Genomic DNA, 14,044 nt, shown 5'->3' with positions numbered 1-14,044 from the left:
GGTTCGTCAATGACGGACATCAATGGAAAACAAGCCAACCCAAGGAGACATCCCATGGCTGTTACGATCCAGCAGACTGCAGCAAGCTCTGACCTGCTCAACTACCTCGACAACGTGTGGAAGACAGACCAGGTCTATCGTGGCCACGGCGACTTCAGCCCGGCACCGGCAGGCAGCAGCGGAACCTATGACCAATGGATCGCAGGCAATTCCGGTACATCGCAGTCGGCTCTCCTGATGCAGGGTGATTTCGGTTACGCGCCTCCCGGCGGTTTTACCGGTACCGTCAGCAGCCTGACCTTCGGTGACAACCTTTCGGGCGATGCAGCTTCCAATTGGTCGCTTGGCAACGCTGAACTGACCGTGACCGGCATCGTATCCAACACTACGTTCGCAACCGCAATCTATGTGGCTTCGAACTATGGTACGACCGATTCCCAGACGGTCGGCACTCGCTCTCTTGGCGGCTTCAAGGCATATTTTGCCGAGCAGGGCACCAACCAGATCGGCACCTCCGGCAATGACAAGCAGTACAGCTTTGCCGGTAACGACACCTTCACCGGTGGCGCAGGCAACGATACCTTTGTCTTCGGCGACAATTGGGGCAGCGATATCATCACCGATTTCGGCGATGTCACTGGCAACAATGATATCATCGACCTTACGGCAAACACGGGTATCACAAGCTTTACCGATCTCCTTCTCAACCACAGCAACTACACCGACAGCACGGGCGTTCTGACGATCTTCGACGGTGCGAACACCATCCAGGTCAACGGTTATGTTGGAACGGATATCGCTACACTGGTCGGTAACGGCAGCATACTGGTCTAAGAAATAGCTGTCGTGTTTCGAACCTCACAGCAGACGCCGTCGCAGCCTATGGCTGCGGCGGTGGTCTCCACCCTTAGACCAGCGGTCGTTTGCATAGCCCTGATGAGTGGTGTGGTCAACATTCTGGCCCTGACCTCTCCTCTCTTCATGCTTCAGGTCTACGATCGCGTCCTGTCCAGCCGAAGCGTTTCGACGCTTGTCGGTCTCGCCGTTCTCGCGGCGGGCCTTTATGCATTTCAGGCCCTGCTCGACATCATTCGCGCGCGAATTCTGCTGCGGATCGGCGACAGCGTCGACCACGCGCTTTCCGCCCGCGTGCACGACGCCATCATACGCCTTCCGCTCTTGTCGCGGATGCAGGGAGACGGTTTGCAGCCGCTTCGCGATCTCGACAATGTCCGTGGGTTTCTCTCGAGTCCCGGACCCACCGCGCTTTTCGATCTGCCCTGGATGCCCCTCTATCTCGGCATCTGCTTCCTTTTCCATTTCTGGATCGGCGTGACTGCCCTGGTGGGCGCAATCATCCTGGTCTCGTTGACGATCATCACAAATTCGCTGTCCCGCAAGCCCGCGCAGGACGCCATACGCCACGGCATGAACCGCAATGCGCTGATGGAAGCTAGCCGTCGCAATGCCGAGGTTGTTCAGGCCATGGGCCTGTCGAAGCGTCTTTCCGCCCGCTGGCAGCGCGCTAATGCCGATTACCTCAACGCCAATCGAATCAGTGGCGATGTCGCCGGAAACCTCGGCGGCGTGGCGAAGGCCCTGCGCATCGTGCTGCAATCCGCCATTCTGGGCGTCGGCGCCTGGCTCGTGATCGAGCAGGAGGCATCCGGTGGCGTCATGATCGCCAGTTCGATCATGATGGGACGCGCCCTTGCACCTGTCGATCTCGCCATTGCAAGCTGGAAACCGCTCATCATGGCGCGGCAAAGCTGGACACGGCTTCAGGAGCTTCTGGTCAGAGTTCCGGAAAAAGCCGATGTATTGCCGCTGCCGAAGCCCGAAAAGGAGTTGCGGGTCGAAAACGTTGCCATTGTGCCACCCGGTGAAAAGCAGGCGACCGTCGCGGGTGTCGGCTTCACGGTGGCGGCGGGCAATGCTGTCGGCATTATCGGCGCGTCCGGATCGGGCAAATCGACGCTGGCACGTGCGCTTGTCGGGGCATGGCTACCGGCGCAGGGCAAGATCCGCTTCGATGGCGCCAGCCTGCAACAATGGGACGTGGAAGAACTCGGCCGTCATATCGGCTATCTTTCCCAAGGTGTGGAACTTTTCGATGGCACGATTTCCGAAAACATCGCCCGCTTCGAAGAGAACCTCGATGCCGAAAAAATCGTTGCCGCAGCGAAAATGGCTGGTGCGCACGAACTGATCCTGCGCTTTGAAAACGGCTATGAAACGCGCATCGGCGAGGGTGGCTCTGCGCTTTCGGCTGGCCAGAGGCAGCGGATCGGCCTTGCCCGCGCACTCTATGACGACCCCTTTATTGTCGTGATGGACGAGCCGAACGCCAATCTCGACGCCGAGGGCGAAATGGCCGTTGTGCGCGCCATCGAATCGGTAAAGGCGAGAAACGGCATTGCCATCGTTATCGCACACCGTCCGAGCGCCATCGGTGTCGTCGATCTCGTGGGCGTGATGGAAGGCGGGCGGATGAAGGCCTTCGGTCCGCGAGACGAAATCCTGTCAAAGGTACTTCGCAATCCGCAGCCGGCCGCGCCGGTGCCTGTCACGGCAACGATGGCGCCTGTCACGTCCCGTTCCGTCAATCCGCTCCGTGTCGTGGCAAACCCGGTGCCGGCAAACCAGCAGCAAGAGGACGTCGCAGATGCCGAACGCTGAAGCACTCACCACCCATCGTTCGATCCGGCGCCATCTGATGGCCGGTGTCATTGTCAGCGTTGCGCTGGTTGTCGGCGCAGGCGGTTGGGCGGCGGCAACGGATCTTGCTGGGGCGGTTGTCGCCAGCGGGCATTTCGTCGTCGATAGCTACGTCAAGAAGATCCAGCATCCGACAGGCGGCGTTGTCGGTGAGATTCTGGTGCGCGAAGGAGAGAAGGTCGAAGCGGGACAGGTCCTTCTGCGTCTCGATGAAACGCAGACCAAGGCCAATCTTGCCATTGTCACCAAACGCCTGAACGAACTGTCGGCCCGTATGGCCAGGCTTGAAGCAGAGCGGGATGATCTCGCCGCCATCGTCTTTCCCGAGGACCTGCTGAGCGCTGGCAACGATCTCGACGCGCAAGCGGCCGTTCGCAGCGAAAAACGCCTGTTTGAAGCGCGCCGTGATGCCAGAGAAGGCAAGAAGGCGCAGCTTCTCGAGCGTATTTCGCAATATGAGCACGAAGGCGAAGGACTGAAGGCACAACAGATCGCCTATGAGCGCGGTCTTGAGGTTCTGGAACAGGAAATCGTCTCCCTCAGATCACTACGGGAGCAGGGTGCCGTCTCCGTTCAGCGCCTTAACGGGCTTGAAACCCAGGCTGCCACCTTTGGCGGCGAGCGCGGTGAAAAGATCGCCTATCAGGCGCAGGTCGCCGGGCGCATTTCCGAAACCAGACTGCAGATCATTTCGATTGATCAGGATCTGAAAACGGAAGTCGGTCGCGAGCTGCGGGAGATACAGGGGCAGCTTGGCGAATATGTCGAGCGCAAGGTCGCGGCCGAGGACCAACTGAAACGCATCAACATCGTCGCGCCGCAGGCCGGCATGATCCATCAACTCAGCACCCATACCGTGGGTGGCGTCATTTCTCCTGCCGATGTTGTCATGTCCATCGTGCCAGATGCCGACAAGCTGGCACTTGAGGCACAGATTTCGCCGCAGGACATCGACCAGATTGTCGTCGGCCAGAAAGCCATGCTGCGCTTGTCCGCTTTCAATCTGCGCACCACGCCGGAGTTGACCGGGGAGGTGAGCCGGGTGGGCGCCGATCTGACGCAGGATCAGCGCACAGGTATGTCCTATTACCTCGTGCGGCTATCGGTGCCGGCATCTGAACTCACAAAATTGCAGGATCTGAGTCTGGTGCCGGGTATGCCCGCCGAAGCCTTTATCGCGACGGGCGAGAGAACCGCATTGTCCTATCTGGTCAAACCGCTGTCCGATCAGATCAACCGTGCTTTCCGGGAAGAGTGATCGTGCAGGCCGCCGATTTCGGCGGTGGCATGTCGAGGCGGGGGTGATGGCGGCGAACGCATAAGGGAGGAAGAAAGATGCGACTGAAACGCGAATCCGAAGTGGCGATTGCCATTCTGGCGGCCTGCGCCAATGCCAAAGGCGGGCAGATCCGCACGGTAGAGGCGGCGCGTGCAGCCGGCACGACAGCAAGCTTTGCTGCACAGGTCGTGCCGTCTCTGGTTCAGGCCGGGCTCATTGAAGCCCGGCGGGGGCGACGCGGCGGTCTCGCCCTCACCCAACCGGCCGGCGATATCCTGCTCGGCGATGTCATCGCCAGAATGCAGCCCGAACTGATCGCTTCGGCACGGACAGAAGAAAATCTCACTGGTCGCGATCCGACGGCTGAACTCTGCAAAATCGTGATGGGCGCCGACGATGTCATCCGCGCCTATCTCGACCGCTTCTCGATCGCCGACCTCGCCAATAAAAACCGCCCCGGCCCTCTCCATCAGGACCGCCGCAAAAAGGGAAGCGACCACAAGACGTATTCAGCCAAGACCAGTCTGCCTGATGAGATCTGTCGTTGAGATATCGATGTATGGCCGTGAGCCTGGCAACAGGGGTCATGTCGAAACAGCTCTCAGCGCTCTCGGGCGCAGCAGGATCAGGAAAATCGGTGCACCGATTACTGCTGTGACGATGCCTGCGGGGAGTTCGAGGGGGGCGATGATGCTGCGTCCGATAAGATCGGCAAATACCATCAACACGCCACCGACCACCATGGCAACGGGCAGGCACCGGGCATGGCGTGGGCCGGCGAGGAGGCGTGCGGCGTGCGGAGAGAGCAGGCCGACAAAGCTGACCGCACCGATGGAGGAGACGGCAACACCAACCGCGCAAGCCGCATAAAAGATCGCCCAGCGTCTCGCTTTATCCGTTGGCAGGCCCAGTGATCGTGCCGTGTCATCGCCGAGCGCCAGCGTGTCCAGATGACGGCTGCAGACGATGCCCACGGTGATCAAAAAAGCGAGCCATGGCATAAGTGAGAGCGCATCGGCGTAGCCGCGACCGTGGGTGGAACCCGCCAGCCACGACAAGGCCTCTGCGGTTTGCAGCCGCGCTTCGACAACGATGATGGTTGCTGCCGCGCCGAAACTTGCTGCTATGGCAACCCCGGCCAGGATCAGCCGGTCGGGTGAATTATTTGGCCCGAACAATCGCAGAAGAAAGATGGCTGCAAAGGCACCGCCAAGTGTGACGCACTGAAACAGAAACGTGCCGGGTACAAAGCCGGAAAGAAGCCCGACAAGGCTGAACAAGGCCGCTGCCTGTGTGAGGCCAAGCGTTTCGGGGCCGCAAAGCGGATTGCGTGTTACGGCCTGTAAAAAGGTACCGGCTGTCGCCAGCAACGCGCCGCAGGCTAAGGCGACCAGCAGGCGCGGAGCCCGAATATCGAGATTTGCGGCGATATCCGCGATCGACAGGGACACGCTGTCGCCGATCATCAGCGCTAGGCTTGAGCCACTCAATGCGATTGCCGCCAGAAGACCGATCAACAGTGGCATGGAAGGACGATGCAACGCCGATGGTGTTGCTATGCGACGCTCCGCACCAATCCTTGTGGTCCGCAAGAGGAAGAGCATGACGGGTGCGCCAAAGCAGGCAACAACGACACCGGTCGGAATGATAGAGCCGTTACCGGCAAAAAACTGCACGACGACGTCGGCGAACAGCAGGGTGTTTGCGCCCAGGATCATGGCAAGCGGCAGATGATGGCGATGGCGCGTGATGCCGAGTGCACGAAGGATGTTGGGGATCGCAAGGCCGATAAAGCCAATCGGGCCGGCAAGGGTCACGGCTGCACCAGACAACAGCACGCCGGCGAAGATGCCGGACAGTGTCAGCGTTCGCGTCAGACCAAGGCTCGCGGAAACCTGATCGCCCAATCCAAGCAGATCAAGCGGCCGGGCGATGGTCATCAATACCAGGCAGGACAGGAGGATCACTGGAGCTGCGACCACAATCTTTGACCATCCCGTCTGGTCGAGAATGCCTGATGACCAGAGGATGAGACCGGACGCACGGTCATCGGCCAGAAGCACGATGGCGGAAGACAGTGCGGCAAAGCAGAGAGAAATGGCAACGCCTGCGAGGGCGAGCCGGCCGGGTGGGGCACGAAAACCACCGGCAAGCGCGATACAGGCCAGCGCACCAGTCAGGCCGCCGCCAGTCGTTGCGATGATCGACGGCACGGCGACTGGCAGCAGAAGTGTCGATATGACCAGCATCAACTGGGCGCCACTGGTGACGGAAAGAATGTCCGGCGCGGCAAGGGGATTTCGAAGCACGCTTTGCAGAACAGAGCCCGCTGCCGCCAAGGCGGCACCGGTCAGGATCGCTGCGACCACTCTCGGAGCACGGCTGGTTTCCAGAATGGCCTGGACCAGCGTGTCGGGGCGTGTTGGAAAGGCGATGATGTCATTCCAGCCGATCAGCCTGCTTCCGAGACGCATGTCGAGTGCCGCCAGAAGCAACAACAGCACGACGCTTGCCAGCCAGAGGAGTGGCAATGCGAGAGAGGAAGAGCCGCGTGGCGCCCGCGGCTTTGTCATTCGGCCGGCCTGTATGACGCACCGGCTGCATCGATCCAGTCGATCAGGCAGTAGGTGCGGTCTGCGTCTTTGGGATGCGGGACAAGATTGACCTTGCAGCCGAAGGCCTGCTCCAGGGGATCGGTCTGCAATACCTGCGAGACAGGCCCTATCGCCAGAACCTCTCCCTTTTTCATCAGCACCACGTCATCAGCAATGTCCATGACCTGATTGAGATCATGGAGTACGGCGATGATCGTCAGGCCTTCCGTATGGTTGAGTTCGCGCAGCAATGTCAGCAGTTCAGCCTGATGGCGAATATCGAGGAAGCTCGTCGGTTCATCGAGGAAAAGCACGCGTGGCTGCTGCGCCAGGGCCATGGCCACCCAGGCACGTTGGCGTTCGCCGCCAGACAGGGTCGCAAGCTGGCGTTTGCGCAATTGCTGCAAGTCGACACGCTTGATGGCACTATCGATGATGTCGCGGTCATCCGCCGAGAGCCGGCCTAGCCACGGGCGGTGTGGGTAACGGCCCTGCTCGACGAGTTCCTCGACGGTCAGGCCAACCGGGATTTCTGGGGCCTGTCCCATCACGGCCACTTGCCGGGCGACATCGCGGCGTCTCAGTTCCAAAAGCGGGCGGCCGAGGAGGGTGATCCTGCCGGCCGTCGGTTCTTCCAGTCCGGCGAGACATTTGAGAAGCGTGCTTTTTCCCGACCCGTTCGCACCGCAAATGACGGTAATGCGGCCGGGTTGCGCCTGCATGTCGACATCGCGCACGGCATAGGCCCGATCATAGGCGACACTCAAGCCATGCGCCTCCAGGGCGGGAACAGCGGAGGTCGTCAAACGGCAACCTCGCGCATGGCTTTTCGCAGCGAAGACAGGCTGCGATAACCGACATCGGCCGCTGCTTCATCAAGACGTACACCCTCGGCCTGCTTGCGCATGACATGGGCCATGCGCAATCGGCGTCGCCATTCTGCGAAACTCATGCCGGTTTCAACACGAAATTTTCTGGTCATGGTTCGGCGGCTCATGCCCAGATTGTCGGCCCAATGGTCGATGTCGAGGTCGATTGCCGGTGTTTCCGAGAGGTCACGGCACAGTCGCTGCAGCCGCTTGTCGCTTGGCATTGGCAGCGCAAAAGGGCCCTCCTGCGCGTTGGCAATCTCTTCGAGGATCAGAGCGGCCAGATGTCCGCCGCGACCATTTTCATCGTAAAGCGTCGGTTGTTCGAGAAACGCGCCGACCGTTGCAGACAGAAGAACGGAAGTGGAGATGACGCGCGTCGGTTCCCAGCGCAAAGTCAGGCCGGGCTCCGGTTCGATGTAAAGGGACTGCATGGAGACACGTCCATGCGATCGCACCGCATGAGGAATATCCGGCGTGATGAGCAGGCCATAGCCGCTCGGGATGATGAACGAAGTGTCGGGCGTACGGGCGGTCATGAAGCCGTCGACAATTTGCAGCAATTGGCCCCGGCGGTGACTGTGCCAGCCGAAATCGACGCTCTTTTCGTAAACACGCGCCATGGCAGCCACGGGGCGCGGCACGTTTTGAAGGTCGACGGCCTTTTGCGGCTGTTTCATTTCGTCTCCAAGTGCGACGGGATACCATGACGACAATGTTCGGCACTGCGCGCGAGCAATAGACGCAGGCTTTGAATTTTTCAAAAGGAAAAGATGGCCTGATTGGCGCAGAATAAGCGATAAGGATCAAATGGGTCAATTTGTGGCCCGATTTCGATCCATTTTGACCTGACAATGGTGATAAAAAAAGTCTACTTAAGCGGCCGAAAGCGGCGGGATCAAGTGAGGCGGCGGGTAACGCCGATGTCTTTGCCCGTCTCGGCAGCACTCACATCACAGGTTCGTACAATGCAACACACCGGCCTTGCAACTCGTAAGCCATCTGCTCGTCTCGCTCGGCTTCTGCTTCTGTCCTCGGGTGTTGCACTGGGCGTGATGTCCGTTCAGGCCGTTACAGCTTTTGCGCAGGATGCTAACGGTTCCACGCAGCTTGATCCTATCGTCGTACAGGGAAAAGCCACGGCCAAGGGTGCCCGCATTGAACAACGTGGTTACGTGGCAAAGGACTCTGCCTCGGCAACCAAGACATCGACGCCGGTCGCGGAAACACCACAATCCATCTCTGTCATCACGCGCGGCGCCATGACCGATCGCGCCGTACAGACCGTCGCTGACAGCCTGCTCTATAGCTCGAACGTCAATGGCCAGCGGTATGGCAACGACCCGCGCTCCGATTATTTTACGGTTCGCGGATTTGCTGCCGATCTCTATCTCGATGGGTTGAGGGTTCCGCAGATTGCCAACCAGACGGGCGGTTACGCGGGCTTTCGTGTCGAGCCATATTTCCTGAACCGCGTCGAGGTTCTACGTGGTCCGAGTTCGGCGCTGTTCGGCCAGACGAACGTTGGCGGCGTTGTCAACATGATCAGCAAAGACCCGCAGGATACGGCGGGTGGAGAGCTCTACACACGCTTCGGCAGCTTCAATCAGAAAGAGATCGGTTTCGATGCGACCGGCCCGATCGGCACCGAATCCGGTCTGAGCTACCGTCTGCAAGGTGTGCTGCGTGACAGCGATGCCATGAACGACTTCGGCAAGAACGATCGTGTCGCCATCAGCCCCACGATCAAGTGGTCGCCGGACGAGGATACCAGCCTGACGGTCTACGGCGCCTACATGAAGGATGATGCAGGCCAGGTGCCGTCGCTCATTCCGGCCGCCGGCAGCGTCTATTCGAACAGTCTGGGTTTGACCATCCCGCGCAGTTTCTCTGATGGCGATCCGTCGCTTGCGATCTACGACAAGGAAACGGCCTATGTCGGATATCGTCTCGAGCACGCGTTCAGCGGCGATCTGGTTCTTAGACAGAACTTCCGGTATTCGTATCTCGACGTGAACTACCAGAACCTGTTCGGAAACGGACTGTCTGCCAACCAGCGCACGCTTTCCCGTCTGGTCTATAATGCCCAGCCGACGCTGAACGCTGCAGCACTCGATACCAATCTCGAATACAAGTTTGATACGGGTCCTGTCAGCCATACGTTGCTTGGCGGTGTTGATCTGCAGTGGCAGAACCTTGTCAACGACACGGGCTCGCGGAACGGCCCGACGCTCGACCTCTTCAATCCGGTTTACAACATCGGTGTGATCCCGGCGACGCTGACGACGCATCTTGATCAGACGCAACGGCAGGCGGGCATCTACCTTCAAGATCAGATCGAGATCGGTGGTTTCCGTCTGACTGCCGGTGGGCGTCAGGATTTCGTCGATACGGATTCCGACAGCACGGTCATCGCCAGCGGAGCGACCACGCAGTATAGGCGCAACAACAGTTCCTTCACCGGCAGGGTTGGTGCTGCTTACGTGTTTGACAATGGCATCACGCCTTATGCGCTTTATTCGACCTCTTTTGCTCCGGTCCTCACTCTGGCTGCGACGCCACTGAAACCAACGACCGGCGAGCTGAAGGAAATTGGCGTCAAATATGCGCCGCCCGGTGAAGACTTCAGCCTGACGCTGTCCGGGTTTGAAGCGACACAGCAAAACGTCGTGAACCGCGTTGCCGGCATCTACTACCAGACCGATGAAGTGCGGGTGCGCGGCATCGAAGTCGAAGCCAACGCCACGCTTTGGGATCGTGTCAATCTGACCGCTGCCGCAAGCTGGCAGGACCCAGAGGTCACACGAAGCGAAACCGCATCGCAGGTCGGCAAAATGCCGTACACGGTTCCAAAGCAGCAGCAGTCGCTGTTTGTTAGCTATGACGTACGGATGCCGGACGCATGGGATGGAAAGCTGACACTCGGTGTCGGTGCACGCCATGTCGGTAAGACCGCTGGCGACACGGCAAACTCGTTTTTCGTTCCGGGTTATACACTGGTGGATGCCTTCGCCCGTTATGAACACGATCGTTACGCGTTCCAGCTCAACGGCTATAACCTTGGCGACAAGACCTATGTTGCCGGTTGCAACACCACCACGCAGTGCTACTACGGTCAGGGATTGACGGTGGTCGGCACGGTGAGTGTGAAATGGTAGCAGCCACGATCGGGAGAAGATCGTTACTGACAGGCTTGGCGGCTCTGGCCGCCATGCCGCGATTGGCTTCGGCAGCCGCACCGCCGCGCGTCGTTACGCTGGAATGGACGTCGACAGAAATTGCACTTTCGCTTGGTATTTCACCGGTCGGCTGCGCAGAGCCGTCCGGTTACCGAACCTGGGTGAACGTCGATACTGACAAGCTCGGCGCCGTTGCCGATCTCGGACGCCGGCAGCAACCGAGCCTTGAGGCCATTCGCAAGCTGCAGCCCGACCTTATCCTGTCTTCCCGTTTTCGCCACGCATCGCTGGCATCGGCGCTTGGTGATATCGCACCGACACATCTCCTCGACGATCAGGATGATGGAGATATGCTCGCGGCCGTCTACCGCAGCGTCATTCAGGCGGGTGCGGCATTGGGCCGGGCGGAGGAAGCCGCTGCCTTACTGGCACGGTTTGACGAGGACATTGAAGACCTGAGAACCCGGTACGCTGCCAAGATTGGGGGACAAAAACTGGTCTTGGCTCAACCGCTTCCCGGCGTTCCCCGTTTGCGCATCTTTGCGCCAAATTCCGCCGCCGTCATGCTGATGCAGAGGATCGGATTTGTTCCCGGTTTTGATATCGTCCCTCAGCCTTTCGGCTTCACCACAATCGATCTAGAGGGACTAGCCTCACTCGAGGGGCAGACTACGCTGGTCATTCTCGCTGAGGCGATACCGGAGGATCTGCGTTCAGCCCCATTGTGGCCGGTCCTTCCCATTGTCGTGCAACACAATGTCCGGGTCACTGGCACGCAGGTCTGGCCGTTCGGTTCGACCGCTTCCTTGCAGAAGCTGGTCGTTGAAATTGCCAGCCAGTTCGGCTGAAGGTACTAGAGAGCCCATGCGGCGGACGGACATTCTAAACCTTCTTTTCGAGCAAGCTGAACTAACCGGCGCTCGCTCGTTTTTTCAGCGGAAGAGGCGTGAGGACCTGTCCCTTGGGGAGTGTCTGGAACCGCATCGGCTCGACGCGATACTTTCCAACTACGGTCGTCGCTTCGGCACGAATGCTTCCCGGATCGCTGTCGCCGGCGAATGGTCGAAGCGGTATTTTTTCTTCGTTGCCAGGCCGATGATTGCTGCCACGATCATGGCCGACTGGTGCGTGTCGCTCGCGCCTGAAAGGATTGGTCTCGATGTGACCGACAACGGTGACATTATCGGCTTACGCCTATCGTCATTTGGCAGGCTCCATCGTGCGACTTCGCCGGAAGAGCGCTTTGATTTTCTCGTCAGGGACAATCTGGCACCGGTCGTTGAGGCGATTGTCGAGGTTTCTGGCCTCTCTCGCAACGTACTCTGGAGCAATGCGGGCAACCTGTTTGAAGGAACGGTACGTGGGTGCAAGGCCCAACTGCAGTCGCCGACACCTGGCTTGACGCATGCGTTCGACTTTCTTGACCTGCCGACCCTTGCTGATGGGACCCGCAATCCTCTTTTCCGGCCGATCGTCTATCCCGTCAAAAATGGTGAGCCGAAACGCCTGCGGCGTGTGTGCTGCATTCGATACCTGCTGGAAACGCTCGATTACTGTGCGACGTGTCCATGCCCAAGAGGCCAATAGTTCGGCCGTTCGACCCTTGAAATACAAGCTTTTCGGGTCTCGCTCGTCAATGGGTTTTCATTGAATCCCTCGCCTCCTCTCGAAAAGACGGGCTGTTTTCGCACGGCCGCAGCCAAGATTTCCGCTGCCCATACGGTCCCCTACAGACGAACTCACTTTCCCGGTTGACAGCGTCAACTCGTCCGATATTCTATTATAAAGACTTATATAACATAATAATGGAACAAATAATAACGGGAGCATGAGATGAAGACTCTTTTAGCACTTCTTGTCGGTACTGCCCTAGCTGGCCTGCCGACCGCACTGATGGCTCAGGAAAAGGGTGGGGTGATCAACGTCGCAACCATCGGCGAACCTCCGACCCTCGATCCGATGTCTTCCACCGCCGATCTGGTTGGCATTGTTACCCAGCATATTTTCGAAACGCTTTATACGTTTGACGGCAAATGGAACGTCACGCCGCTTCTGGCGGAAAGCCTGCCCGAGGTGAGTGCCGACGGTAAGACCTATACGATCAAACTACGCATAGGCATCAAATTCCACGACAACAGCGACATGACCTCGGAAGACGTTGTTGCCTCGATCACCCGTTGGACAAAGATCGCATCACGCGGCAAGCAGGTGGCCGGTTTCATCGAAACGATCACGGCCACCGATCCGGCAACCGTCAAGATCGTGCTGAAACAGCCTTATGCACCGCTGACGTCGCTTTTTGCCTTCAACAACTCGGCCGCGATCATCATCCCGTCTGACAAGCAGGATGAGCCGATGAAGGAATTCATCGGCACTGGTCCTTACATGCTGAAGGAACGCAAGGCCGACCAGTACATCCAGCTAACGCGCTTTGATGGCTACAAGCCGCGCGATGGCGAAAGTGACGGTTATGGCGGTGCCCGCCATCAGTATCTCGACGAAATCCGTTTCGTTCCGGTGCCTGATGCCAATACCCGTGTTGAAGCTGCCGTTTCCGGTCAATACGACTATGTCGATTCCATTCCGGTTGAATCCTTCGACAAGCTCAAGGGATCGAGCGCATCGCAGCCGGTCATTCTGAAGCCTTTCGGTTATCCGGTCTTCGTGTTCAACACCAAGGAAGGCGTCGCCCACAATGTCGAGATCCGCAAGGCGATCCGCCAGTCGCTCAGCATGGAAGACATGCTGGCCGCTGCCTTCGGCAGCACGGATTTCTACGCGCTGGACGGTGATATCTATCCGAAGCCCTATGCGTGGAACACCGATGCCGGTGTTGAAGGCAACTACAATGTGGCTGATCCTGAAGGTGCTGCCGAAAGCGCCAAGAAGGCTGGCTATGCTGGCGAGCCGATCCGCATCCTGACAAGCCGTCAATATGAGTTCCATTACAAGATGGCACAGGTGGCGGCCGAATATCTGAAGATCGCAGGCTTTGCCGTCGATCTGCAGGTTGTCGACTGGGCAACGCTGACGCAGCGCCGTGCCGATCCCAAGCTTTGGGACATCTATATCACCCACAGCCCGTTCCTGCCTGAGCCGGCGCTGATCGGTTCGCTGTCGCCGAGTTCGCCCGGCTGGTGGGATACCCCGGCCCGCAAGGCAACGGTTGATGCCTTCACCTCGGAAGTCGACCCGCAGAAGCGCATTGCGCTCTGGGCCGATGTCCAGAAGGCCATGTATGACGAACTGCCCTACATGAAGATCGGCGATTTCAATGCCGTGGCCGCAAAATCCGGCAAGCTCGAAGGCGTTGATCCGGCTCCATGGCCCTACTTCTGGAACGCATCCATCAAGAAGTAACGCCTCGCCATGCGATACCGGTGCGATGGCGCCGGTATCCTTCTT

Annotated in this window: 11 protein-coding genes; 8 read left to right on the top strand and 3 right to left on the bottom strand. The window is 58.9% G+C overall.

The window, feature by feature from the left end:
* Positions 1-54 precede the first annotated feature (54 nt).
* The 4 genes from ACIQT8_RS23915 (at position 55) to ACIQT8_RS23900 (ending at position 4,545) form a co-directional block, all read left to right on the top strand.
* Positions 55-834, top strand: a complete 780-nt coding sequence (locus ACIQT8_RS23915) for a hypothetical protein (protein ID WP_400970642.1) — start codon at positions 55-57, stop codon at positions 832-834.
* Between the two features lie 48 nt (positions 835-882).
* Positions 883-2,679: a type I secretion system permease/ATPase gene (locus ACIQT8_RS23910; protein ID WP_400970764.1), complete on the top strand. Its 1,797-nt coding sequence runs from the start codon at positions 883-885 to the stop codon at positions 2,677-2,679.
* Complete coding sequence (locus ACIQT8_RS23905; protein ID WP_400970639.1) at positions 2,666-3,976, top strand: HlyD family type I secretion periplasmic adaptor subunit; 1,311 nt, start codon at positions 2,666-2,668, stop codon at positions 3,974-3,976. The genes ACIQT8_RS23910 and ACIQT8_RS23905 overlap by 14 nt, the downstream gene beginning before the upstream one ends.
* A 77-nt stretch (positions 3,977-4,053) precedes the next feature.
* Positions 4,054-4,545 carry an RrF2 family transcriptional regulator gene (locus ACIQT8_RS23900; RefSeq protein ID WP_400970636.1) on the top strand — a complete coding sequence of 164 codons (492 nt, stop codon included), beginning with the start codon at positions 4,054-4,056 and terminating at the stop codon, positions 4,543-4,545.
* 36 nt (positions 4,546-4,581) lie between these two features.
* Here the strand turns inward: ACIQT8_RS23900 and ACIQT8_RS23895 are convergent, their stop codons facing one another.
* The 3 genes from ACIQT8_RS23895 to ACIQT8_RS23885 are packed head-to-tail and all read right to left on the bottom strand — an operon-like array spanning position 4,582 to position 8,140.
* A complete protein-coding gene (locus tag ACIQT8_RS23895) occupies positions 4,582-6,570 on the bottom strand; it encodes an iron ABC transporter permease (protein ID WP_400970634.1) in 1,989 nt (662 codons plus the stop codon).
* On the bottom strand, positions 6,567-7,397 hold the full coding sequence (locus ACIQT8_RS23890) for an ABC transporter ATP-binding protein (protein WP_400970631.1): 831 nt from the start codon (positions 7,395-7,397) through the stop codon (positions 6,567-6,569). The genes ACIQT8_RS23895 and ACIQT8_RS23890 overlap by 4 nt, the downstream gene beginning before the upstream one ends.
* On the bottom strand, positions 7,394-8,140 hold the full coding sequence (locus ACIQT8_RS23885) for a helix-turn-helix domain-containing protein (RefSeq protein WP_138791431.1): 747 nt from the start codon (positions 8,138-8,140) through the stop codon (positions 7,394-7,396). Before ACIQT8_RS23885 ends, ACIQT8_RS23890 begins: the two co-directional genes overlap by 4 nt.
* 243 nt (positions 8,141-8,383) lie before the next feature.
* On the opposite strand from ACIQT8_RS23885, the gene ACIQT8_RS23880 reads away from it, so the two are divergent.
* From ACIQT8_RS23880 to ACIQT8_RS23865, 4 genes are all read left to right on the top strand, one after another.
* Positions 8,384-10,618: a TonB-dependent siderophore receptor gene (locus ACIQT8_RS23880; protein ID WP_400970628.1), complete on the top strand. Its 2,235-nt coding sequence runs from the start codon at positions 8,384-8,386 to the stop codon at positions 10,616-10,618.
* Positions 10,612-11,487, top strand: a complete 876-nt coding sequence (locus ACIQT8_RS23875; RefSeq protein WP_400970625.1) for an ABC transporter substrate-binding protein — start codon at positions 10,612-10,614, stop codon at positions 11,485-11,487. Before ACIQT8_RS23880 ends, ACIQT8_RS23875 begins: the two co-directional genes overlap by 7 nt.
* A 16-nt stretch (positions 11,488-11,503) precedes the next feature.
* Positions 11,504-12,226: a siderophore-iron reductase FhuF gene (gene fhuF, locus ACIQT8_RS23870; RefSeq protein ID WP_400970622.1), complete on the top strand. Its 723-nt coding sequence runs from the start codon at positions 11,504-11,506 to the stop codon at positions 12,224-12,226.
* A 246-nt stretch (positions 12,227-12,472) separates the two neighbouring features.
* Complete coding sequence (locus ACIQT8_RS23865; RefSeq protein WP_400970619.1) at positions 12,473-13,999, top strand: ABC transporter substrate-binding protein; 1,527 nt, start codon at positions 12,473-12,475, stop codon at positions 13,997-13,999.
* Positions 14,000-14,044: the final 45 nt, after the last annotated feature.

This window comes from Agrobacterium sp. NPDC090273 (assembly GCF_044772305.1).
In the GTDB taxonomy this organism is placed as follows: Bacteria; Pseudomonadota; Alphaproteobacteria; order Rhizobiales; family Rhizobiaceae; genus Agrobacterium.
Note: the sequence above shows the minus strand (reverse complement) of the source record. Positions and strands in the feature narration are given on the sequence as shown.

Excerpts from the sequence above, each read along its gene's own strand:
- ACIQT8_RS23865 (WP_400970619.1), top strand. The coding sequence starts at position 12,473 with ATGAAGACTCTTTTAGCACTTCTTGTCGGTACTGCCCTAGCTGGCCTG.
- ACIQT8_RS23905 (WP_400970639.1), top strand. The coding sequence starts at position 2,666 with ATGCCGAACGCTGAAGCACTCACCACCCATCGTTCGATCCGGCGCCAT.
- ACIQT8_RS23875 (WP_400970625.1), top strand. The coding sequence starts at position 10,612 with ATGGTAGCAGCCACGATCGGGAGAAGATCGTTACTGACAGGCTTGGCG.
- ACIQT8_RS23900 (WP_400970636.1), top strand. The coding sequence starts at position 4,054 with ATGCGACTGAAACGCGAATCCGAAGTGGCGATTGCCATTCTGGCGGCC.
- ACIQT8_RS23915 (WP_400970642.1), top strand. The coding sequence starts at position 55 with ATGGCTGTTACGATCCAGCAGACTGCAGCAAGCTCTGACCTGCTCAAC.
- ACIQT8_RS23910 (WP_400970764.1), top strand. The coding sequence starts at position 883 with ATGGCTGCGGCGGTGGTCTCCACCCTTAGACCAGCGGTCGTTTGCATA.
- fhuF (WP_400970622.1), top strand. The coding sequence starts at position 11,504 with ATGCGGCGGACGGACATTCTAAACCTTCTTTTCGAGCAAGCTGAACTA.
- ACIQT8_RS23895 (WP_400970634.1), bottom strand. The coding sequence starts at position 6,570 with ATGACAAAGCCGCGGGCGCCACGCGGCTCTTCCTCTCTCGCATTGCCA.
- ACIQT8_RS23885 (WP_138791431.1), bottom strand. The coding sequence starts at position 8,140 with ATGAAACAGCCGCAAAAGGCCGTCGACCTTCAAAACGTGCCGCGCCCC.
- ACIQT8_RS23880 (WP_400970628.1), top strand. The coding sequence starts at position 8,384 with ATGTCTTTGCCCGTCTCGGCAGCACTCACATCACAGGTTCGTACAATG.